Source organism: Sulfitobacter rhodophyticola (assembly GCF_041281685.2).
GTDB lineage: Bacteria > Pseudomonadota > Alphaproteobacteria > Rhodobacterales > Rhodobacteraceae > Sulfitobacter.
Window position 1 is genome coordinate 2,133,560 of the sequence record NZ_CP166251.2, and the last position, 21,316, is coordinate 2,154,875.

The 21,316-nt window shown below is 59.1% G+C and carries 20 protein-coding genes; 9 read left to right on the plus strand and 11 right to left on the minus strand.

Annotation, left to right across the window (positions count from 1 at the left end; translation table 11 throughout):
• Positions 1 to 268 precede the first annotated feature (268 nt).
• The 6 genes from AB4X18_RS11480 to AB4X18_RS11505 all read left to right on the plus strand — a co-directional run bounded on the left by AB4X18_RS11480 (position 269) and on the right by AB4X18_RS11505 (position 5,237).
• Positions 269 to 454: a hypothetical protein gene (locus tag AB4X18_RS11480; protein ID WP_370400208.1), complete on the plus strand. Its 186-nt coding sequence runs from the start codon at positions 269 to 271 to the stop codon at positions 452 to 454.
• A gap of 22 nt (positions 455 to 476) precedes the next feature.
• Positions 477 to 1,625: a TRAP transporter substrate-binding protein gene (locus tag AB4X18_RS11485; protein ID WP_370400209.1), complete on the plus strand. Its 1,149-nt coding sequence runs from the start codon at positions 477 to 479 to the stop codon at positions 1,623 to 1,625.
• 117 nt (positions 1,626 to 1,742) lie between these two features.
• The gene (locus AB4X18_RS11490; protein ID WP_370400210.1) at positions 1,743 to 2,255 is read left to right on the plus strand and encodes a TRAP transporter small permease; all 513 of its coding nucleotides are present in this window, start codon (positions 1,743 to 1,745) and stop codon (positions 2,253 to 2,255) included.
• Positions 2,256 to 2,268: 13 nt separating this feature from the next.
• On the plus strand, positions 2,269 to 3,597 hold the full coding sequence (locus AB4X18_RS11495) for a TRAP transporter large permease (RefSeq protein WP_370400211.1): 1,329 nt from the start codon (positions 2,269 to 2,271) through the stop codon (positions 3,595 to 3,597).
• 114 nt (positions 3,598 to 3,711) lie between these two features.
• Positions 3,712 to 4,125 (plus strand): universal stress protein, encoded by a 414-nt coding sequence (locus AB4X18_RS11500; protein ID WP_370400212.1) that lies wholly within the window; start codon positions 3,712 to 3,714, stop codon positions 4,123 to 4,125.
• A 14-nt stretch (positions 4,126 to 4,139) separates the two neighbouring features.
• Complete coding sequence (locus tag AB4X18_RS11505) at positions 4,140 to 5,237, plus strand: alpha-hydroxy acid oxidase (protein WP_370400213.1); 1,098 nt, start codon at positions 4,140 to 4,142, stop codon at positions 5,235 to 5,237.
• A gap of 29 nt (positions 5,238 to 5,266) precedes the next feature.
• On the opposite strand, the gene AB4X18_RS11510 is transcribed toward AB4X18_RS11505, so the two are convergent.
• The 4 genes from AB4X18_RS11510 to AB4X18_RS11525 all read right to left on the minus strand — a co-directional run bounded on the left by AB4X18_RS11510 (position 5,267) and on the right by AB4X18_RS11525 (position 10,222).
• Positions 5,267 to 5,752, minus strand: a complete 486-nt coding sequence (locus tag AB4X18_RS11510) for a hypothetical protein (RefSeq protein WP_370400214.1) — start codon at positions 5,750 to 5,752, stop codon at positions 5,267 to 5,269.
• A gap of 167 nt (positions 5,753 to 5,919) precedes the next feature.
• On the minus strand, positions 5,920 to 7,476 hold the full coding sequence (locus tag AB4X18_RS11515) for a trimethylamine methyltransferase family protein (protein ID WP_370400215.1): 1,557 nt from the start codon (positions 7,474 to 7,476) through the stop codon (positions 5,920 to 5,922).
• 47 nt (positions 7,477 to 7,523) lie between these two features.
• Entirely contained in the window at positions 7,524 to 8,972 is a 1,449-nt protein-coding gene (locus AB4X18_RS11520; RefSeq protein ID WP_370400216.1) for a UdgX family uracil-DNA binding protein, read from the minus strand.
• 14 nt (positions 8,973 to 8,986) lie between these two features.
• Complete coding sequence (locus AB4X18_RS11525) at positions 8,987 to 10,222, minus strand: putative DNA modification/repair radical SAM protein (protein WP_432816613.1); 1,236 nt, start codon at positions 10,220 to 10,222, stop codon at positions 8,987 to 8,989.
• 106 nt (positions 10,223 to 10,328) lie between these two features.
• Between AB4X18_RS11525 and AB4X18_RS11530 the strand changes: the two genes are divergently transcribed.
• The 3 genes from AB4X18_RS11530 to AB4X18_RS11540 all read left to right on the plus strand — a co-directional run bounded on the left by AB4X18_RS11530 (position 10,329) and on the right by AB4X18_RS11540 (position 12,726).
• Positions 10,329 to 10,787, plus strand: a complete 459-nt coding sequence (locus AB4X18_RS11530; protein WP_370400217.1) for a CreA family protein — start codon at positions 10,329 to 10,331, stop codon at positions 10,785 to 10,787.
• Positions 10,788 to 10,815: 28 nt separating this feature from the next.
• A complete protein-coding gene (locus AB4X18_RS11535; RefSeq protein WP_370400218.1) occupies positions 10,816 to 11,460 on the plus strand; it encodes an HAD family hydrolase in 645 nt (214 codons plus the stop codon).
• Between the two features lie 99 nt (positions 11,461 to 11,559).
• Complete coding sequence (locus AB4X18_RS11540) at positions 11,560 to 12,726, plus strand: lytic murein transglycosylase (protein WP_370400219.1); 1,167 nt, start codon at positions 11,560 to 11,562, stop codon at positions 12,724 to 12,726.
• 3 nt (positions 12,727 to 12,729) lie between these two features.
• Here the strand turns inward: AB4X18_RS11540 and AB4X18_RS11545 are convergent, their stop codons facing one another.
• The 7 genes from AB4X18_RS11545 to AB4X18_RS11575 form a co-directional block, all read right to left on the minus strand.
• Positions 12,730 to 14,112, minus strand: coding sequence for a hypothetical protein (locus AB4X18_RS11545; protein WP_370400220.1), 1,383 nt, complete (start codon positions 14,110 to 14,112; stop codon positions 12,730 to 12,732).
• A 4-nt stretch (positions 14,113 to 14,116) separates the two neighbouring features.
• Complete coding sequence (locus AB4X18_RS11550; RefSeq protein ID WP_370400221.1) at positions 14,117 to 14,881, minus strand: class I SAM-dependent methyltransferase; 765 nt, start codon at positions 14,879 to 14,881, stop codon at positions 14,117 to 14,119.
• Positions 14,878 to 15,258: a GtrA family protein gene (locus AB4X18_RS11555; RefSeq protein ID WP_370400222.1), complete on the minus strand. Its 381-nt coding sequence runs from the start codon at positions 15,256 to 15,258 to the stop codon at positions 14,878 to 14,880. Before AB4X18_RS11555 ends, AB4X18_RS11550 begins: the two co-directional genes overlap by 4 nt.
• Before the next feature lie 24 nt (positions 15,259 to 15,282).
• A complete protein-coding gene (locus AB4X18_RS11560; protein ID WP_370400223.1) occupies positions 15,283 to 16,242 on the minus strand; it encodes a glycosyltransferase family 2 protein in 960 nt (319 codons plus the stop codon).
• Positions 16,243 to 16,865: 623 nt separating this feature from the next.
• The gene (locus AB4X18_RS11565) at positions 16,866 to 18,290 is read right to left on the minus strand and encodes a pyridoxal phosphate-dependent decarboxylase family protein (protein WP_432816614.1); all 1,425 of its coding nucleotides are present in this window, start codon (positions 18,288 to 18,290) and stop codon (positions 16,866 to 16,868) included.
• Between the two features lie 18 nt (positions 18,291 to 18,308).
• Positions 18,309 to 19,439, minus strand: a complete 1,131-nt coding sequence (locus AB4X18_RS11570) for a DUF819 family protein (RefSeq protein WP_432816615.1) — start codon at positions 19,437 to 19,439, stop codon at positions 18,309 to 18,311.
• Between the two features lie 115 nt (positions 19,440 to 19,554).
• Positions 19,555 to 21,255 carry an AMP-binding protein gene (locus tag AB4X18_RS11575; protein WP_432816616.1) on the minus strand — a complete coding sequence of 567 codons (1,701 nt, stop codon included), beginning with the start codon at positions 21,253 to 21,255 and terminating at the stop codon, positions 19,555 to 19,557.
• Positions 21,256 to 21,316 lie beyond the last annotated feature (61 nt).

Genomic DNA, 21,316 nt, shown 5'->3' on the forward strand with positions numbered 1-21,316 from the left:
GCAACGATTAACATGTCCAAACTTCATGAATTGCTAATAAACGCACCTTTCTGGGGCCATACGTTCGCTACACTACGCTCCGGCGCGAAAACCTTCCGGCTTGCCTGCTCCTGCCCTGCGGCAGCAGATTCTAGAACGCCGATATCACAATGAAGATAAGTCGAAAATGATCTGACCTGCGTGAATATTTGGCAATGTAAGCTGTTGCATTGGGATATGTAAGCGCTTACAGTGATCCGCAGAGCCGAGCCTTTCAGGAGCGCATCTTATGTTTCTCGCCGCCTCAATTGTCGTATTTGCACTCTATTTTGCAAATGTCGCACTAGGTGCTTTTGCGAACGCCGCCGTCGTGGGTGACGTGGGCGAGATGCTGGTTCTGTTCACGGCGTCGATCCTGTTCGTCGTCGCAATTTTGAAAAAAGAAGCTGACCATAAAGACAAAAACGGCAGCTAAAGACCCACCGGGAGGAATGATAATGAACGACGAACGCAAAGAGCTGGCTTCGGCCGAGCGGCGCAATTTTCTGAAACTGACAGCAACGGGCGGCTTCACGGCAGCCATGGTTGCGGGTGCGGGTGGCATGCTTTGGTCTTCCGAGGCCGCGGCACAGACGGCCAATGAAGAACGCGACCGCGAAAATGCCGCCGAGCACATCATGACTGTAGCGACGGCTTATGTTCTGGGCGCATCACGCAGCTATCCGATCATGCAGCTGGACCTGAAAGAAAACATCCAGAACGCCACAAACGGCAAGGTGTATGTGAAGCTGGCCCCCGGTGGCCAGCTGGGTGCGGGCGGATCGCTCGTGCAAAAGGTGCAGGGCGGCACCATTCAGGCCGCGCAGCATTCCCTGTCCAACTTTGCGCCCTTTGCGTCCACCGTTGACCTGATCAACATGCCCTACCTTTGCGGTTCCAATCAGCGCTTCACCAACCTCGTGAATTCTGGCTTCTGGAACACGGAAGTGCATCCGAAGGTCGAGGCCGCTGGGTTCAAGGCGCTTTTCTATGTCAACATCGATCCCCGGGTGGTCGCGGTCCGCAAAGGTGGTGCCGGTGCGGTGCTCAGCCCCAGCGATCTGTCCGGCGTGAAGTTCCGCGTTCCCGGTTCCAAGATGCTGCAACAATACTACCGGATGGTCGGCGCAAACCCGACGCCGGTCGCTTGGGGTGAAACGCCTTCTGCGATCAAGCAGGGTGTGGCGGACGCGCTCGATCCTTCCGTAGGCGCGCTTTATGTCTTCGGTTTCAAGGATATCCTTTCTCACGTGACCTTCACGCAGGCGGTCCCGGACAGCCAGGTTTATTCGTGCAACCTTGAATGGTTCAATTCCATGCCTGCCGATGTGCAGGAAGGGATCATGTGGGGGTCCGAGATGACCGCGCACCAGAACCTGTCCAAGGTGCCTTCGGCGCGTGCCTATGCAATGGCGGAGCTGGCCAAGGCCGGTGTCGAATTCCACTCGCTCAGCGAAGATCAACTGGCCGAATGGAAGGCCGCAGGCGGCTATCAGTTAAGCGAATGGGACACATTCAAGACGGAGCTTGCCGGGTCCATGGACGCCTTTGCAAAGATGGAAGAGGCGGCGGGCACTCAAGGCAAGTACTACGTACACGACGCGTAACGCGCCGCACAGGCACCCTTCACCGGGTGCCTGTTTTCCTTGCCAGATACGATTCCCCATTCGCATCAGCGCCAAGACGGCGCGGGGCGAACGCGATGCCAACAGACTGGATACGCCATGGAGTTCCTCCGAAACCTGGACCGAAACGCCGAACGCTGGCTGCTGCTGACCTTCTACGTGATGCTGGTCATCACCATGGCCATCGAAGTGCTCAGACGCGAGATATTCTCGTATTCGTCGATCTGGGGCGAAGAGATCGTGCGCTATTCGTTCATCTATCTGGCGTGGATCGGGGCCGCCGCGGCGGTGAAGGAGCGCGCGCACATCCGCATTGACGTGGTCATGCACTATCTGCCGCCACGCCCCAAGGCGCTGCTGTATATCCTTGGTGATCTGGTGATGTTCGTCGTGGCGGTCATCGCGCTCTACTGGTCGTATGAGACGGTTCATGTCTCCGCCAAGTTCGGGTCGGTCACGGACGGGCTGCGGATCTCCAAGGTCTGGTTCCTGATGGCGGTCCCGCTGGGTTTTGCCCTGATCATCTGGCGATTGCTGCAATCCTTCGTGCGCGATTTCCGCAGCCTCAAGAACGGGACCCCCGTTTTTGAAGGCGATACGCTGTTTGATTAAAGGGAACTGACAAATGCTCTGGAATACCCTTAATCAGACGGTCGAACTCGGCTGGGATTTCTATCTGCCGGTCATTCTTTTTGTCGCGCTCATCGCGCTTGCGGTGCCGGTCTGGGCGGCCATCGGTTCCGCCGCGATCGTAATGCTGTGGATGTCGGGCGACCTACCGCTCAGCCTTGTGGGCGAGAGCCTTTTTGCAGGCATTGACGCCTTTGCCCTGACGGCGGTGCCGCTGTTCATCCTGACCGGCGACGTGCTGGTGCGCACCGGTCTCAGCCGCAAATTCCTCGACGTTGCCGAGGCGCTGACGAATTTCGCCAAGGGTGGCTTTGGTTCTGCCACGGTATTGGTCTGCGGCATGTTCGCGGCGATCTCCGGTTCTGACGCAGCGGGGGCTGCTGCGGTAGGGCGGATGACCATCGCGCGGCTGGTGGAATCGGGTTACCCGCGCCCATATGCCTGCGCGCTGGTGGCGGCGGGTGCCTGTACCGGCATCCTGATCCCGCCATCCATCGCCTATATCATCATTGGTCTTGTGCTGGGCATATCGGCATCCACGCTGTTCCTTGCCGCCCTTATTCCCGGCCTTGCAATCCTGCTGTCGATCCTGATCACAAACCTGATCGTCAACCGCATCCACGGCTACGAGGGGGGCGGCAACATCAGCTTTGGGGAATGGACCGGCAATCTTGGCCGCGCGCTGAAGTCCGGATGGTATGCCTTCATCGTGCCGGGCATCATCTTCTACGGCATCTTCTCGGGCCGACTTACCCCGACAGAAGCGGGCGCGACAGCTGTGGTCGTGACCATCATCATGGGTTTCATCCTTGGCACGCTCAAGCTGGCGGATTTTCCGGCCATGCTGGTCAGTTCCGCGAAGGTCAACGGTGTCATCCTGCCGATCATCGCTTTCTCCGCCCCGCTTGCAGAAGCGCTGGCGATCATGGGGGTGCCACAGGGTTTCGTGACTTCCGTGACTGGCCTGACGGATGAGCCATGGCTGCTGATCCTGCTTATGATCGGTATCCTTATCGCCGCTGGTTGCGTGATGGAAACAACACCGAATATCGTGATCCTTGCGCCGATCCTCAAACCGCTGGCCGACAACATCGGCATGAACGAAATTCAGTTCTGCATCATGATGATCACCGCGCTGGGGGTCGGTTTCATCACGCCGCCCCTTGGGCTGAACCTGTTTGTTGTGTCGGGAATAACGGGGGAGTCGATCCTGAAGATCGCGGTGCGGGCCGTGCCCTTTGTCCTGTGCATGTTCATCGTGGTGCTGCTGATCGCCTATGTTCCGGCCATCTCAACGTCGTTGTTGCCGGAGATTTATCAATAGGGGCGTCAACGCCGCGCGTCACAAGGGATATGCGCCTGCCCGGTGCCTTGATGAAACCGACGGGCGGCATTCAGCCTCGTCCGGGGTCCGACCCCTCTACTATGGAGCTTGCACATGTATTCCAATATCCTCGTTCCCATGGCTTTGGATCATGGCATCGGGCAAACCGCGCTGGGTGTTGCCCGTGCCTTGCTGTCGCCGGGTGGCACAATTACCGCTTTGCACGTCTACGAAGCACCGCAGGGGTCGGTCAGTGCCTATCTGGACGAAGAGGTGGTCCAGGCTGCGTTTCAGAAGGCCAAGGAAACACTTGAAGCGCGGGTCAAGGATTTGCCCGACGTGACGCCGATCATCGTCAAGGGCCACAGCGGCCGGACGATCATTGATGTCGCGGCTGTCCAGGAAGCCGATTGCATCGTCATGGGCTCCCATAAACCTGACCTGATCGACTATCTGCTCGGCTCGACCGCGGCGCGCGTGGTGCGCCATGCGCCCTGTGCGGTGCATGTGCTGCGTGACCCGGGCTAAGGCGCCCCTGAGGGATGAAACACCTCAACGCGCGCGCAATCCATTCCGCTGATGATGCCCGTCGGTTGGCGAGGCGTCACCTGCCGTGGATGGTGTTCGACTATATCGACGGTGCCGCGGGTACGGAAACTGGGGCTACGCGCAACCGTTCAGCGCTGGATGCTGCCGTGCTGCGCCCACGTATTCTAAAAGATGTAAGCGCGCGATCCTTTTCTGCATCGCTCTTTGGGACAACGACCGAGCGGCCTTTCGGCATCGCGCCAATGGGCATGTGCAACCTATCCGCGCCGGGTGCCGACCTGATGCTGGCGCGCCTTGCGGCGCGGTACAAGGTGCCGCATGGGGTATCGACGGTGGCGTCTACGCCGCTTGAGAAGATCCTTGAAACGGCTGACGGTCACGCGTGGTTTCAGATCTATTTCAGTGGCGATGGCGCTGGCACCTTCAAGCTGATCGAACGTGCCCGGATGGCCGGGTATGAAACGTTGGTCCTGACCGTGGACGTACCCGAAGTGGGCCGTCGCCCCCGCGAACTGCGCCACGGTTTCAAGATGCCCTTCCGCATCGGCCCCCGGCAGTTCGTCGATTTCGCCCTGCATCCGGTTTGGTCGCTCAATATGCTCTTTCATGGCAAGCCGCAGATGGCGAACTTCGACATGCCCGGTTATGACTTCGACCGCACTGAAAGCCGCGCTGCCGCAGATTGGGATACGCTGGCGCGCATTCGCGACGCATGGCCGGGTCACCTGGTGGTCAAAGGCGTTCTTGATCCGGAAGATGCTGAATTACTGAAAGAAAATGGTGTCGACGCCATTCAGGTCTCAAGTCACGGAGCGCGCCAACTTGAAAGCGCGCCGTCGCCATTTGCGCAACTCCCTCTTATCCGGGAAGCGGTAGGGCCTGATTTCCCATTGTTCTTCGACAGCGGCCTGCGATCGGGTGAGGATGTGCTCAAGGTCATGCAGGGCGGCGCCGATTTCGCCTTCTTTGGCCGCATCCTGCAATTCGCCATCGCCGCGGGCGGTGAAGCAGGGTTGAACACGCTTTGGCAGGTTTTGAGCGATGAATTGAGCATCGCCATGGCGCAATGCGGATTGACCACGCCGCAATAGGCGAACCAAGTTCTTCCGAAATAGCGGGACTAAAGGCTGACTGCCTTGATCAATGTCAGCTTGCGGCCGACCGGCAAGGCGCGGGGCAGCAGAACATAGGGCGCCCGCATACCTGCGTGCGTCGGGGCAACTGCGTATGCCTGGTACCCGCAACCGGTGTCGTCAAGCATCGTCATCCGCACCACGTCCGCAAAACTAGCCAGCGCAATGATCGTGGGGCAGTCGACCTGCACCGCGTTTGCGGGCTTGGGTGAATGGGTGTGATCGTTCGAGGCGAGCGCGCTACTGTCGGTGTTCACGACAAAGGTATCCCCGACCATGAAGTCATCGCAATGTTCCAGCAGTTCGCCGTGCATGACGCCCTGCGACACCTTGATTTCGGAAAATGGAATTGTGCAATAGGATCGTTCAAGCGGTGACAATAGTCCCACGTCGATCCTGCGGTGTGGCGGGATACGCGACGGGACGGCGTTCTGCCGTTCAGGTAGGGGGACAACATTGCCAAAATGAAGCATTGAACCGTTCCAGTGATGACAACAAGGATTGCTGCCGTTACTTGGATTTATCCCTGTCAATCTGGGCGCGAGTGTGGCCTTTTTCGTATTTTCGAAACAATCTCTGCCATAAACGGGTCATTTGTTTCCGCAGTTCGACACATTTGATCTAATTCATCAACAGAACGTCAACTTTCGGGTGGTGCGCCTCCTGCCGCTGTCAAGCGTTCAATCTGTGCGTGCAGCGCCGCAACCCGTTCAGAATCAGTTGCCGGGGGCGCATCTTCATTCAGGATGGATTGCCAGATCGCCGTCGCTCGGGTGGAGGCATCTTGTGCGCCGCGTTCCGTCCAAGTTCCGAAATTGGCGTAGTCATGAACAATCGGCTCATAGAATTCCGTGGCATAACGTTCCATGGTCTGGGGTGCCGCAAAGAAGTGACCGCTGGGATCGACATGTGAAATGGCGCCATCAAAACCGATCTCATCCGCGCCAGCCTGCGCCCCTGCACAAAGTTCGGCGACCATGTTCAGCACTTCAACATCGGTAATCAGCTTCTCGTAAGAAATGCTCAACCCGCCTTCCAACCACCCGGCAGAATGGATCACCACCGTTGCCCCGGCCATCAGACAACCCCAAAGACCCATCTGATTTTCATTGGCCGCCTGCACATCGTTGAGGTTGGCCGCTGAGCCCGCTGCCGATCGCCAGGGCAGACCCAGATGCCGCGCCAGCTGTCCGGCTGCAAGGGAGGCCTGGAAATGGGAGGGGGTGCCAAACGCCGGTGCGCCCGATTTCATATCCACGTTAGACGTGAAGGTGCCATAACACACGGGCGCGCCGGGTTTGCAGAGCTGGTTCAGCGTGATGGCGGCCAATGCCTCCGCATGGCTCAGGGTGATCGCACCAGCCACGGTGATCGGGGCCATCGCGCCCATCAACGTGAAAGGCGTCACAATCACCAGTTGCCCGGCCCGCGCGAAATCAATGATGCCCTGCGCCATTGGCACATCAAGCGTGCGCGGGCTGTTGGTGTTGATGATCGTATAGCAATGCGGCGCAGCGGCGAATGCCGCGTCGGTCAGGCTCCGGAATTCCTGCAGCAGCTCAAAGCTTTGGCTGACTTGCGGCGTGCCGCGCGCAAAAATGAAGGGAAACTTGTCGGACAGGGTCAATTGCGCCTCAAGCGTGAAATAGTGACGCAGATGGGTGGGGACATCCTGCGGCTCGATCAGCGGGGGCAGCATCTGGAAGACGTCGAAATGCTGGGTAAGGCGTATAAGTTCCCGGAAATCCCGCGCGGTGCCGGGGCGGCGTCCCCTTTTCAGGTCGGTCGCATGGGGCGCACCAGCGCCGGGTTGGAACACAAGGCTGCCAAGCTCCAGCAGGATGTCGCGGTCCGGCGATCCTGCATGCCCGATGATCGATCGTGGCGCAGAGGCGATGGCCGCTTGTATGATGTCAGCGTCCAGATACACCATCTGGCTGTCTTCAACCACGCGTGCGCCCGCCTTGCGAAAAACCTCGCGCGCTTCAGGCAGCAGCACCCGCATGCCCAGTTCTTGCAGGATGCGCAGGGCATTATCATGCATCGCAGCGATCTGATCTTTTGAAAACACCTCCATCGGTGGAAAGGGGTTCTTCAACTGGCGATAGTTCACAACGCGCTTAGGTGTGCCTGATCCGTCGAGCGATGCTTTCCGCCCGCGTCTGCCGCGCCGTTCCACCGGTGTTCGGGTCTCCATCCCGCGCCTCCCTTCGGCACACCTGTGCGGGTGCCTCCAAAGAACGGCTAATGGGTCGTTTGCGACGTGTCTATAACGTCCCGTACGCCAGAAGCGGCATCCAGCATTACCACCGCCCGGGCCAGATCGGCGCGCAACTCCGCCTGGCGCGCTGCGCGGGTCGCGGGATCCGGCGCGCGCAAAATGGCCGCGGGGTGCAGCGTGATCAGCACGGGCAGACCATTCAGACCTGCTTCCACCCGGCCACGCCGACGGGTGATGTCGCGCCCGTCGCCCGTCAGCGCACGTGCTGCCGTCGCGCCAAGTGCGACCATCAACACGGGTTGGACATGGGTGACCTCCCGCTCCAGCCACCATCGGCAATGATCCACTTCGGAGGCCGTCGGTGTCTGGTGAATGCGGCGTTTGCCACGGGGCAGAAACTTGAAGTGTTTCACGGCATTGGTGACATAAGCCGCCTGACGGTCCAGGCCGGCCTCATCCGCCACCCTATCGAAAAGCTGTCCTGCGGGGCCGACAAAGGGGCGGCCTTGCAGATCCTCCTGATCGCCCGGCTGCTCTCCGACGATCATCAATCGCGCATCCTGTGGCCCTTCGCCGGGGACGCCCTGGGTGGCCATCGTGCCCAAAGGACAACGCGTGCAAGCCGAAAGTCCTGCAAGGGGGCCAGCGTCCGTCGGCGTGCGGTCGGGCAGTCGTGCAAGGATGCGATCGGCACGCGCCGGTGCAAGGCTCGGTGCGCTGTCCTGCATCTGTTGCGCGCGCGCTTCCGCCGTTGCGATCATGTCAGGGATCAGCGCGGCCTCCGGCAGGTTCTTCCAGTACTTCTTGGGCATTTCCGACTGCATGGCCTTTATCTTCAGCCGGGCGGGATTGAAGATGTTGGCATAATAGGTGCGCCACAACTCCTCCGTATCATCGCTCAATTCCAGCCGGTCGGAACGCACGGCTTCGTGGCTCAGCGCGCCGCCTTCGAAGCGGGTTGTCACCTCGGGTGTGACGATCACCCAGTCCATGTCGCCAAAGCGGCGCGTGAAGAACGGTGCAATCAGCTCCTCGATCCGATGATCCGGTTCGAACCAGGACAGGAATTGCCGCCGGTTGGCGCCCGCTTGAGTGACCTCCCGAAAGCGCACGAAGGCCTTCATCTTGTGCATGTCGCGCCGGATGTTCTTGGCGATTTCCGACGCCTGCTGAACCATCGGGTCGGCACGATTGTTCAGCAACTTCGGGGCGTCGCGCAACCGCAGCAACAGGTCATACAGCAGATGGGGCGCTGCGCCGTTGCGTGCGGTGATCACCTGCTTGGCAAGTGTTGGAAACGCGCGCGGCACATTCAGAGGAGCGGTGATTGGGGGCAGGGCATGGGCGTCCCCCTCAAACAATCCGACGGTGTCCCCCTCCATCCGCCACGCGATTGCGTCGGATGCGACATCGGCTCCCGCGAGGGCGCGCGCCGCATCGCGCCAGACGTCGAAGGTACCGAGACGGGGCAAGGTGACGCTGTATTTCACAAAAGGCTCAACTGCTCGGGCGGGGGGGCGAAACGGGCGCGCAGGTTGGCCGCATCGGTTAGTCCGCCGGGCTGCCAATCCCGTGCCACGATGAAGGGTTTCGCCTTCTTGACCAGCGCCCCGATGCGGCGCAGATCATCGTATCCCAAGGCCCCGTTGCGCCGTGCCTTGAGGATACGGCCCACCGATTTCGTCCCGAAGCCCGGAACCCTCAGCAACAATTCCCGGCTTGCCCGGTTCACATCCACCGGAAAGGCCGCGCGATTGCTCAGGGCCCACGCCAGCTTTGGATCAACATCCAGATCCAGCATGCCATCGCCCGCATCTGGGGCGATCTCATCCGCGTCAAAGCCGTAGAAACGCAAAAGCCAATCCGCCTGATACAGACGATGCTCCCGCGCCAGCGGCGGTTTGATCAGGGGCAATTTCGCAGTGCTGTCAGGGATCGGAGAAAAGGCGGAATAATAGACCCGTTTCAGCTTGTAGGAACTATAAAGACGGGTGGAGCTTTGCAGGATCGTCCGGTCGTTCGCCCCATCCGCGCCTACGATCAATTGTGTCGATTGCCCCGCGGGGGCAAACTTGGGCGCTTTGCGGCCCGTATAGGTCGGCGCTTTCAATTCCTCCTTGCGCAGCCTGACGTTGCCCATCGCGCGGCGGATTTGATCGGGGTTCTTCTCGGGCGCGTAATTCTTCAGCCCCGCATCGGTGGGCAGTTCGATGTTCATCGACAAGCGGTCAGCATAAAGCCCGGCCTCTTCGATCAAGGACGGTGCGGCGTCCGGGATTGTCTTGAGGTGGATATAACCGCGAAAGTGCTGTTCCTGCCGCAGCGTGCGCGCGATGCGGACCATATCGGCCATCGTATCATCCGGCGATTTGATGATGCCGGAGGACAGGAACAGACCTTCGATATAGTTGCGTCTGTAAAACTCGATGGTCAGATGGACCACTTCTTCGGGCGTGAAGCGCGCGCGTTCCACGTTGGAGGACACGCGGTTGATGCAATAGGCACAGTCGTAGATACAGAAATTCGTCATCAGGATCTTCAGCAGGCTGATACACCGACCATCCGGCGCGTAGGCGTGACAGATCCCGGACCCTTCGGTACTGCCCAGGCCCTTGCCATCCGCCGAACTGCGTTTTGCCGTGCCCGAACTTGCGCAAGAGGCGTCATATTTCGCCGCATCGCTCAGCAGGGCCAGTTTATCTTTCAATGTCATCCTTGCCATGTGTTCTTGATATGTTCCAACGCGCCGATGTGCAACTTTTTCGACACCCCTGCGACATCCTTTCACACAGCCGCGGAACCTTTTCGGCATATCTGCGTTTGTCAGCATGCTTCACGTCAAATACACCGCCGCCGCCCTGTCACTCATTGCTTTTTCCCCGCTCCACGCCGATGTCGTGGGTAATGTCGACGTGGATTGGCTGGGAAACGATATCGTGGTCGAAGCGGTGCGGGATCCGAAGGTCAAAGGTGTGACCTGCCACGTTTCCTACTTCGAACGCGGGCTGATCGACCGGCTGCAAAAGGGCAACTGGTTCGAGGATCCGTCGAATTCTTCGATCTCCTGCCGCCAGACTGGCCCGATTGAAATCGGAGACATAGACCGCAGCGACGAAGGAGAGGACGTGTTCAGCGCGCGACGTTCGATCATCTTCAAATCCATCCGCCTCAAGCGCATCTTCGACGAGGACAACAACACGCTGCTCTATATCAGCCACGCGCGGGACGTGCAGAACGGTTCTGCCAAAATGTCCCTGTCGACTGTGCCGTTGTTCACAGCAGATTAAAGATTCTTCTAATTCGGGAGTTGTATCCATGAAAGCCCTCTTTATCGGTTCCATCAGTGTTCTTTCCGACACCTCCGACATGCAGCGCAGGTGCTTTAATTCCGCCTTCGGGGAGGCAGGCCTCGACTGGCATTGGTCCGAAGACACCTACCGCGGGATGCTGGCCAGTTCCGGCGGAAAGAACCGTATCGCCGCCTTTGCCGAACAAAAGGGTGTCGAAGTCGATGTCGCCGCCTTGCATGCCCGCAAGTCCGCGTTTTTTGCGGACGCGCTTCGGACGGGCCAGTTGTCCATGCGACCGCGCACCCGCGCGCTTCTGGCCGAGGCGCGCGCGCTTGACCTTCCGGTTGCCTTCGTCAGTGGAACTCTGCGCGCCAGCCTGGACGCACTTGTTGACGGTTTTGGCGGGGCGGAGGCGCTGGGCATAGACCTTATCACCTCCGAGGAACTGGGGCTCGCACCAAAACCGGCACCAGCACTTTATCAATATGCACTTGATCAGCTGAAGCTCGATCCCAGAGACGTTGTCGCGATAGAGGACAACCGCCCGGGCATCCTGGCCGCCCAGGCAGCGGGCGTCCGGTGCAAAGCCTATCCGAACGCCAACACGGCCGTGCATGACTTTTCGGACGTTGAGGTGTTGTCTGACGGGCCGGGTGGCGTGGCGGCCTGACACTCGCGGCCCGCCGCCTAAAGATCAAAATGGCTCAAACCCCGCTTTGCGCGGGGTTTTTCATGCGCTACACCAAGGCAAAACATAATGAGGTGGGCCATGAAGACGTCACGTAGAGCATTCGCATTCGGATTGGGTGCCGTCAGCTTGTCCGCCTGCACAACTGGCACCGGTGTTCTTGGCCCACGCGCCGGGAACAGCGCAGGCGCATCGGGCGGTAACAGCCTGCCTGCCGACCTGCGCCCGGTGCCCAATGCAGGCTATGACGCCTGGGTCGCGGCATTCCGGGGGCGTGCTGCCGGACAGGGCATTTCCCAGTCAACGTTGAACGTGGGGTTTCGCGGCGCAGGCTATCTGCCGGGTGTGGTCAAGCGCGACCGTAACCAGACTGAATTCAGCCGCACGCTTGAGGATTATCTGGCCATTGCGGCCTCTGATGAACGGGTGGCCAAGGGCCGCGCGGCCTATGCACGCCATCGCAGCACACTGAACGCAGTGGAAGCAAAATACGGCGTTGCAGCAAGCGTCGTGACCGCGGTCTGGGGATTGGAAAGTTTCTATGGCGAACGGCGCGGCAATGTGCCGGTGATCTCCGCCACATCCACGCTGGCGTATGATGGCCGACGCGGGGCGTTCTTCGAAAAGCAGCTGATTGCGGCGCTGAAGATCCTGCAAAACGGGGATATCACCGCGAACCGCTTGACCGGTTCCTGGGCAGGTGCCATGGGCCACACGCAATTTATTCCGACTTCCTATCAGGCGTTTGCCGTGGATTTCACCGGCGACGGGCGGCGCGATATCTGGTCGGATGATCCGGCGGATTCCCTTGCTTCGACCGCAGCCTATCTGTCGCGCAACGGCTGGACACGTGGCCTGAAGTGGGGCGGCGAAGCGGGCAGCGGGGCACCGGGCGGGTCACGACTGCAACCCCAGCCGGGCGGACCGGTGTTCAACGTCACCTCCAATTTCCGGGTGATCAAACGCTATAACAACTCAGACAGCTATGCGATCGGGGTGGGACATCTGGCGGATCGCATTCTCGGAGGCGGTCCGATCCGGGGCAGTTTCCCACCCGACAAATATGGGCTGACCAAGGATGACCGCGTGGCGCTGCAACAACGGCTGACCGCACGGGGTTTCGACACCCAGGGCAGTGATGGGGTCATCGGCCCCAACAGCCGCGCGGCGATCAGTGCCTATCAATCCAGTATCGGAGTGGCCGCAACCGGTGATCCATCGCCGGAGCTGCTGGCGCGTTTGGGTTGAACGCTATCGTTTCAACAGACCTTTGTCGGTCACGTGGAATACTGCACCGCTTTGCGCTGCGTCACAGGTGGGCGTGTCGCAGAGGGTGATACGCTGACCCGTGAGTTGATCCATGCGGAACTCAAGGCCAAGCGGGTTGTTTATCAACGCTTTTTGGGCTGAAGGCAGTTGCAGGACATCGCCGATGATTGTGACGGGGATATCCCCCTTTGCGACTACCGCCGCGAGCGCGCGGGTTTCCTGCTGCCACGGCCGATAGCTGGCATATTGCTGGAAGGTAAACACGATATATCCGCCAATCATCAGCAGTACGGCGTTTTGCACCAATCGCCCGCCAATGCCGCCTTGTGCCTTTAGCAATTGCGCGGCACGGACGATCATCAGGGCGTAAAACACCCAGGCAAAGGCAAAGCCACGCGGAGGAGCGGGCGCACCCATCTTCAGAATTTGCACGACAACAAGCGCCATGCCGATCCAGAGACCGGCGTGCAGATACGCAGCCTCTGTCGGGGCGCGCCGTAGCAACACGACCGTGGCCAAGCAGAGCAGCCCCATGTGAATGAACGCAACCGATGTGAATCCAAAGCTGGTTGAGATCAGAAAGCCTGTGATGCTTTGCTGAACAAGGGACAGGTTCGCGACCACACCGGCAACGTCATGCGCTGGTGTCGCTTCGCGCCAATCGGCCAGCGGGACACCAAACACGCCGTGCACCACCAAATTGATGGTATAGACACACAGCACTGCCGCCGCGAAGCTGACGATGAACAGACCAAGCAGTCCGACCAGATCGCGCACCGACCGGTTTTCGCTTCGGACAAGGCAAACGGCCAGTAGCAGCAACGGGTAGGTGGTATAGGCCATAAAGGTCACCACGACAAAGGGCGGCAGCAGCCCGCGGTGCGTTCCCGCGCGCATCCAGGTGCCCAGCCAGGCGTAGAGGCTGACCAGCGCAAGACCCGGCAAAAGCGTGTTGAACCACAAGGAGATCAGCAGCGCAGAGGGGGCGAGGACCACCATCAGTGCCAGAATACCTGTAAACAATGGCTGGCCATGCCGACCGACAGCCGCAACAGCCAGTGATGCAGCAAATAACGCCCAAAGCATCTGGTAGATCGCAAAATTGAGCCAGGAGGGCGTGACAAATCCCCGCTCATGCCAAAGGTAATTGACCCAGCGCCCTTCGTGCAGGGTCTTTTCCCAAAACCCGGCCGGTTCTGCCATCAGCGCCGGAAAATCATCATAGCGCATCATCGGGTCGATGAGGTTCGGCAGGCTGATCAGAGCCACGCAAAGCAGTGCCACCAGATATGTGGGCCACAGTCGCAATCCACCCGCAGGGCGGGTCATCCCCATCAGGGCGGGATTACTGGCAACGTGGGTCATGGGCTTAGCCCTGGACGGTTTGGCCACGACGCGCTTTTGCCGCGAGGACTGCGGCGCGTGCTTGTGCAAGGCGGGTCACTGCGCCTTGCGGCAGCTGTGAAACGACGCTGCGCCGCAGGCGCCACATCGGATCACCGGCGTTCTTCACGATCTGGCCATCATCAAGCGCATGCTGCCGGATCGCGTCTGGCAGATCAAAGGTTGCATCCTGCTGAACATAAAGCACGGCATTGTAGCGGTACCACGGCTCCACATCCTTGTTCTTCTTCAGATAGGGCCGCAGGCAGTCATAGGCGCGAAAGCCGCGTTCTTCGAACTTCGCCTGCCAGAACGACAAGGGCTGTTCGTTGACGTGGTACTCCCCACCCTGACCGACAACCGCAGCCGAAAACAGCACCCGGTCCGAAGCCTGCGTCAGGCTGTCCACCAAGGCGTCCGATGCAGCGGTGGGCAGATGCTCCCCGACCTCAAGGCTTTGAGCCAGATCGAAGTGGCGGCTCAGGTTCAGCGGCGCGGTCAGATCACCGGCGACAAAGCTTTGCGCCGGGATCGCCAACTGGCTGCGGTCCACGTAATCACCATCAACACCCAGGACATCCCTTGCGCCCGCGCGCTGCCATTCATCCAGCCAGACGCCCCGGCCACAGCCCAGATCCAGAACTGATTTGGGCGCCAGCCAGGCAGCCAGCAACCCCGTCAGGGCCTGCGCGGAACTGCGCGCGCCATGGTCGATATAGTCAAAGAAGGTATCGTTGTAGACGTGTGTCATTGGGTGGCATCCACCCGCTTGCCCGGAGTGAGGAATACCCAGCGGGTCATGATCAGGTAATTCTGGAATGGCAGGACCACGGTCACGACCACCGCAGACAACCAGTTTGGCAGGCCGATCCCCGGTCCGAATACCCCGGTGATCAAGGCAGAAGTGATCAGACCGCAGCAGATCATCAATCCAAAACGTGTGGCCTGCGGGGCATCACTCAACTTGGCGCCGAAGGTAAAGCCGGCTTGCCCGACATATTGCAGCGCCACCGCCAAAAGGAACGCGCCCGCGTTCGACAGGCTCTGGGTCAGGCCGACAGCCATGAACAGCAAATAAAGGGCCACGTAAGTCGCCGCAACGACAATACCGACAAGCGCGAAGCGCATAAACTGATTAGGGAGTTTCATAGATCAAGCTCGCTTTTTAAGCAGTACAGGAGGCGCGGATTCTGCCGCGCGGGTATCTTCGGAAACAAAGTAGAGGGGGCGGTTTTTGGCCTCGACATAAAGACGGCCGATGTATTCGCCCAAGATGCCGAGGGTCAGCAGTTGAACGCCGGAGAATGCCGAAATCGCAAGCACCACCGACGCCCAGCCCGGCGCAGTCTGATATAGGATCAGTGACCGGAAGACATAGATCATCATCAGCGCCGCGACGCCAAGGCTGACGAAAGACAGCCGTGTGGCCAGTTTCAGCGGTTTGGTGGAAAACGCAGTCATTGCGTCTATTGCAAAGCGCAGCATCTTGCGGAAGGGGTATTTCGTCTCACCCACTTCACGCGCTGCGCGGCTGTATTCGATACCGATCTGGCGGAACCCGACCCAGGCGAACATGCCCCGGATGAAGCGCGCTTTTTCCGGCATCGCCAGCACGGCGTCCAGCGCCGTCCGGCTGACCAGCCGGAAATCACCGGTATCCCGGGGAATATCCACATCCGACATTGCATTCAGAACCCGGTAGAACATGTGGGCAGTGGCGCGCTTGAACAGCGTCTCGCCCTGGCGTTCCGCGCGACGTCCGTAGACAACGTCATAGCCGCGATCCATCATCGTCATCATGTCGGCCAGCAGTTCGGGCGGGTCTTGCAAATCTGCATCCAGCATGAAGATACGGGCACCCAGCGCCGCCTCAAGTCCGGCGGTCAGGGCAATTTGATGTCCCCGGTTGATGGACATCCGTACGCCACGCACCTGCGGGCAAATCTGCTGTGCCGCTTTGATGGCCGCCCAGGTGGCGTCGGTCGAACCGTCGTCGACCAGAATAATCTCTGCGCGGTCCTTGTAAGGGCCAATCGCATCGGCCAGCCGCGCGACAAGAGAAGGGATTGACCCTTCCTCGTTCATGCAGGGGACGACGACGGACAGATACATAGGGATGGCTCCAACAGCTTTGGGGAACTGTTAACGCCGATTTGTGGCGGCAATCGGGCAGTGGTTTGGCGATTTGGGAGACGCAATTGTTTCTATTACGGAAACAGCGCAGCCGTCTTGACGGTATCTGTTCTTCTCAACGGGTTAGCCAATTTCTTTCGTGAAAATAATCCTGACCTCGAAAGGCCAGTATACGTGGCTCTTGACCGATCGAAAAACCAAATGCCCCCATATTAGGGTATCCAGTGCCTGCCTGAGAAGTAGGCTCTATCAGTTCTCAAGAAAGGCAAATCTTATGGAGATTTCTAGCAAATTTTTGATGTTAGTTCTGATAGTTGCAGCAGGATCGATGGCTTCGGCACAGTCCGTGGAAATCCAGGTGCGGCCGTCGCCGACTGGCTCTCAGGGTTTGGTCGGTCATGGCCTGGTCCCCCCTGATCAGGGGGTGCTGAGGAATTCCCTTGCCGCGTTGATTGCGGGTGCTGCGACGGGCAGCCTGACTGGAACTACCACGACCTCAACGACGACGTCGTCAACGAGCGTCACGTCGACCACATCCAGCCGCTGACCCTGAGCCGCTACACAATGCGGCGTCAGCACGGCTGGGGTTCGGGTGGTGCCTTTCAACGGCTGCGTCTTGCCTTCCACGCCACATATTTGGCCATCACGCGTTCCAGCATCGTAGGCTTTCCGGCTGTATTCAGGTCGAATTCGGCGCCCCCGGCGCGATACATCTCCGCAAAGATGTTCAGAACCCGTTTCCTGACCATCCCGCGCATCGGGACATGTGACATCATTCCGTAGGTTGCCGCACTCCCGGTCCTGGCGATTTCCGGATGTCGACGCACGGTCTCCACGGCATCCTTCAAATCTGCCAGATATTGCTCCACCACAGCCAGATGCTGTGCGGTGACCATCGCATGAATACCATCGGGTTTCTGGGTCCGGTTCATGCTCCACCCGGACTGTTCCATCTGCGCCGCAACCGCAAAGATATCCAACTTCTTATCGATTGATCGATAGGCAATCAGGGGCCCGGTTGGCGCTCCAATGACGGCCAAGCCGTCTATGTCTTCCATGCCCGCCTTCATCTGTTCCACCGCTTCGCAGGTCTGTCGCGCCAACGCGCGGTAACCGTCGGTGCCGATCTTTTGCAGCGTTGCCCATGCGGCGGCATAGGCACCCCCCGGGCGTGTCCCAAGCAAGGCCGGCGAGGCAAAGATGCCTCCGGGCCACTCCTCATACACAAACATCTGGTGTTTCAGCGTTTCGAGGTCGCGGTAGAGGATGGTCGATGCCCCCTTGGCGGCATAGCCGTATTTGTGAAGATCAGCGGAGATGGACGTAACACCTGGCACCCGGAAGTCCCAAGGTGGAAAATCCACGCCGTTCATCTCCATGAATGGCAGAATGAAACCACCGACACAGGCATCGACATGCAGGGGTACTTTGTGATCCTGCGCCGTCGCGGCCATCTTTTCGATCGGATCGATCTGCCCGAACGGATATTCCGGCGCGGACCCCAAGACCATGACAGTGTTCGAATTGATCAGCTTTGGCAGCTTGCTCAGGTCTGGCGTGTGGTCCGTTCCGATGGGCAGCAGCCTGACCTTCACGCCGAAGTATTCCGACGCCTTGAACCAGGCCACATGTGCGGTCTCCGGCAGGATCATGTTGGGGCGCCGGACCTTTCGGCGCTTGCGTGCCATATCGCGGTACGTCTTGACGGCCATCAGGCAGCTTTCCGTGCCGCCCGCGGTCATGACACCGCAGGTGTCGGGCCCCCCATTGAGCAGTCCGGCCAAAATCGAGATGACTTCGGTTTCCATCCTCTTCAGGCTTTGGAATGCCGCCGGATTCAGGCCGTTTGCCGACGCATATTGCGCATAGGCGCTGCTCAGAAATCTGTCATGGGCGTCATCAAGGTGGTAGACGAGGCTCCATAGCCGACCCTCCTTGTAATGCGGGTCCCGCGCCGCAAAGCTTTGCAGATCCTCCAGGACATCAGCCTCGGGGCGCCCGTTTTGCGGAAGGATTTGATGATCCATGTCAGCTCCTCGGGCTGTCTATCGCGCCAGCACCAGCGCCAGCGAAATGCCAAGGTAGTTGCCAATGGCAAAACCCAGAATACCAACTGAAACCCCGGACATCAAAAGCGCCGGATTGCGCAGGCGTTCGACAATCATGGGAACGAATGCAGGGGAGAGAAGCGCCGCGACCGATGTCACAACGAATGTCTCCACGTCGATGCCCATCAGCTTGGAAAGCAGGGCATGGATCAGGACCGTACCCGCTGTTGCCAAAAGCACGAAAGCCACGATCGTCAGATCAGCGCCAATCACAGCGCTCAGATCAAGGGATGCGGCGATGCAGAATGTGAAGACATAGATCAGAAACATGCCAGTCGGCTCGGCCATCCTGTTTGCCCGCAGGTAAGGAATGAGAGAGGCAACCAGACCGAAAGTCGTCAGCAGCACGATCACCGTAATCTCAAACTGTGCAAAACTGATGATGGGTGCAAGAACAAGTGAAAGGCCGACACAGATACCCGCCGCGAAAAGAGCGATCATCACCGACACGATCATTTCCTGCCGACCAGGGGCATCCTCCGCTTGATCAGCGACACCATCCTGTCGCGCGGTTGCATCGAATGGCCGCAAGAAGCGACCGAAAACCGGCTTGGCCAGCGTCAACATGAACAGCAGATAAAGCCCTCCGACCGCCGTATCTACGGTGGCAAACAGCGTGAACCGGGCATCCGGGATCGCGAGCGCCACTTTCATTGCGGCAAGGTTCGCGACCCCGCCAGTATACATGCCAACAGCCATGGCAGAGAATTGCTCGCTATCGGAGGTGCCGCGTGCCTGCAGCCAGAAATACAAGACGGTTGCCGTGAAAGAGACAGCCAGTACTGCGCAAAACATGGATAGCAGTGCCTTGCCGGCGATCTTGCCCCAAGCGCGCAAGTCCACCGAGAAAAGCAACAGCGGCAAAGCAAAGACAAGGCTGACCTCCGACAGTGTCTTGCGCGGTCCCTCGGCTGCGTCTGGCAAAAGGTTCGACAAGCCCAGCGATAGCCCAATCGCATAGCAAATCACGATGGCGCCGATTGCGCCTGCCAGTTTGATCCGCTTCGTTGCGAACACAATCAACAGCGGGACAAATATGAACAGAGCAAAAAACAAGATGTCCGACATCTGGTGTCCTCGCGGCTTCTTCGCTTCCGCAGGCTGTCACCGAATGAATATCAGGTAAACGAAAAAGCACCGTCAGGCAAAGTGGTGCGGAATATTCACGCCGCTTGATTGCCGATCAGGTCAAATACTGCTCCCTCAACTCCCGGCGCAGCACTTTGCCTGACAGGGTCACAGGCACTTCATCGACAAATCTGACCAGCTTCGGAATTTTGTAACTGGTCAGGTCCTTGCGACAGGCGGCCAGTATCTGTTCTTCCGTGACGCTGGAAGCTGCGCGGACAATGAAGGCAGCGGGGGCTTCTCCTGTCTTTTCATCGGGAATGCCAACAACACCGACCTGCGCCACATCTGGCAGACGCGAAATTGTATCCTCGATCTCATTCGGTGCAACGTTGAAGCCGGACACGAGGATCATGTCTTTCTTTCGGTCGACGATCTCGATGAAACCATCGGCGTCCACCACGCCGATATCGCCCGAATGAAGCCACCCATCGACGATCGTTTCTGCGGTCGCATCAGGTCGGTTCAAATAGCCTTTCATGAGCGTTGGTCCACGCCCGATCACCTCGCCCGGTTGGCCTTGGGCCACGTCCTTGCCTTCATCATCAACGATACGCACTTCAGTTCCGGGGACTGGAATACCGACTGATCCAAATCGATTGTCATCGACCGGATTGAGCGTCAGCACCCCGGCGCATTCGGTCATGCCGTAACCCTGACAGATCTCTTTGCCGGTCAAGTCTTTGAACTTTTGCGCGACACCTGTGGTCTGTGCGGCACCACCCGACCCGCAGAACCGCAGGTTCTGCACCATTTCCTTCTTGAACCAATCCTCTGTCAGAAGCGCGGCAAACAGCGTGTTGATACCCGAGAACCAGGTCACATCGTGCCTTTCGAAAGCCGCCTTGAGGTTTGACAGGGGCCTCGGACTTGGCACCAGGACACAATGACCGCCGGTACGCAGCCCTGCGATGAAAATCAGGGCAAAGGCGGTGATGTGATAAAGCGGCAAAACCACCAGCGCCGTCTCGCCGCCCGAACGCCTCAAGCTGTTCGTCATCAGCTCCGCCTGATAGGCGTTGGCCAGTATCGCCCTGTGGCTAAGCTCCGCGCCCTTGCTGCGTCCAGTGGTGCCACTTGTGTATTGATAAAGCGCCGTGTCGCTGTGTTTCACATCTGCCGTGTAGCTCGGAATATCGGCCCCTCCAGCGCGGGCGCGACCTGCCGCCAAGGCAGCCGAAAAGGTGATATGTTTCGTTTGCATCGGTGGAATGGCTTTCTTCACCCGCTTCAGGACAAAGTTCAGCAAGGCCCGCTTCAGAGGGGGAAAATACTCAAGCAGGGAAACCGTCACGACCTTGCGCACGGCAGTATTGTTCACCACCTCATCCGCCTTGTCGCCAAACAGGTCGATGATCACCAGCACTTGGGCGCCACTGTCGTTCAGTTGATGCTGCATTTCCGCCGGCGTGTAGAGAGGGTTTACATTGGTCGCGATGCAGCCTGCCTTGGCAATCCCCAAAGATGCCACACCGAACCCGATGCAATTGGCTGTCATCACTGCCACGGTGCCGCCGTGTTCCAGACCCAAGACATCACGCAGGTAGACAGCAAACCACTCCGCCTGCGTGCGCAGGTCCGAAAAGGTGATCGAGGTTTCGGCCCCCGTGGGCAGTATTGTCGTAAGTGCCTTTTGCGTTCCAAAAGTCGCTGCTGACTGATCAATCATTTCAGATATCGTCTGGGCACCCATATTGGCCAGATCGAAATTTCGTGCATCTGTCGAGTAATACTTGCTCCACGGCTGATCGATCATGTTTATCCCCACCCGTTCCTTGTGTCAGGCCACGAAGGCTAACAGGTTTTGCGTCCCGCGT

Bases quoted from the DNA above. Each gene is read 5' to 3' on its own strand.
- AB4X18_RS11560 (WP_370400223.1), bottom strand. From the start codon at position 16,242: ATGTATCTGTCCGTCGTCGTCCCCTGCATGAACGAGGAAGGGTCAATC.
- AB4X18_RS11525 (WP_432816613.1), bottom strand. From the start codon at position 10,222: ATGGCAAGGATGACATTGAAAGATAAACTGGCCCTGCTGAGCGATGCG.
- AB4X18_RS11480 (WP_370400208.1), top strand. From the start codon at position 269: ATGTTTCTCGCCGCCTCAATTGTCGTATTTGCACTCTATTTTGCAAAT.
- AB4X18_RS11545 (WP_370400220.1), bottom strand. From the start codon at position 14,112: ATGACCCACGTTGCCAGTAATCCCGCCCTGATGGGGATGACCCGCCCT.
- AB4X18_RS11570 (WP_432816615.1), bottom strand. From the start codon at position 19,439: ATGTCGGACATCTTGTTTTTTGCTCTGTTCATATTTGTCCCGCTGTTG.
- AB4X18_RS11555 (WP_370400222.1), bottom strand. From the start codon at position 15,258: ATGCGCTTCGCGCTTGTCGGTATTGTCGTTGCGGCGACTTACGTGGCC.
- AB4X18_RS11500 (WP_370400212.1), top strand. From the start codon at position 3,712: ATGTATTCCAATATCCTCGTTCCCATGGCTTTGGATCATGGCATCGGG.
- AB4X18_RS11485 (WP_370400209.1), top strand. From the start codon at position 477: ATGAACGACGAACGCAAAGAGCTGGCTTCGGCCGAGCGGCGCAATTTT.
- AB4X18_RS11575 (WP_432816616.1), bottom strand. From the start codon at position 21,255: ATGATCGATCAGCCGTGGAGCAAGTATTACTCGACAGATGCACGAAAT.
- AB4X18_RS11515 (WP_370400215.1), bottom strand. From the start codon at position 7,476: ATGGAGACCCGAACACCGGTGGAACGGCGCGGCAGACGCGGGCGGAAA.
- AB4X18_RS11550 (WP_370400221.1), bottom strand. From the start codon at position 14,881: ATGACACACGTCTACAACGATACCTTCTTTGACTATATCGACCATGGC.
- AB4X18_RS11495 (WP_370400211.1), top strand. From the start codon at position 2,269: ATGCTCTGGAATACCCTTAATCAGACGGTCGAACTCGGCTGGGATTTC.
- AB4X18_RS11535 (WP_370400218.1), top strand. From the start codon at position 10,816: ATGAAAGCCCTCTTTATCGGTTCCATCAGTGTTCTTTCCGACACCTCC.
- AB4X18_RS11540 (WP_370400219.1), top strand. From the start codon at position 11,560: ATGAAGACGTCACGTAGAGCATTCGCATTCGGATTGGGTGCCGTCAGC.
- AB4X18_RS11565 (WP_432816614.1), bottom strand. From the start codon at position 18,290: ATGGATCATCAAATCCTTCCGCAAAACGGGCGCCCCGAGGCTGATGTC.
- AB4X18_RS11510 (WP_370400214.1), bottom strand. From the start codon at position 5,752: ATGCTTCATTTTGGCAATGTTGTCCCCCTACCTGAACGGCAGAACGCC.
- AB4X18_RS11530 (WP_370400217.1), top strand. From the start codon at position 10,329: ATGCTTCACGTCAAATACACCGCCGCCGCCCTGTCACTCATTGCTTTT.
- AB4X18_RS11505 (WP_370400213.1), top strand. From the start codon at position 4,140: ATGAAACACCTCAACGCGCGCGCAATCCATTCCGCTGATGATGCCCGT.
- AB4X18_RS11490 (WP_370400210.1), top strand. From the start codon at position 1,743: ATGGAGTTCCTCCGAAACCTGGACCGAAACGCCGAACGCTGGCTGCTG.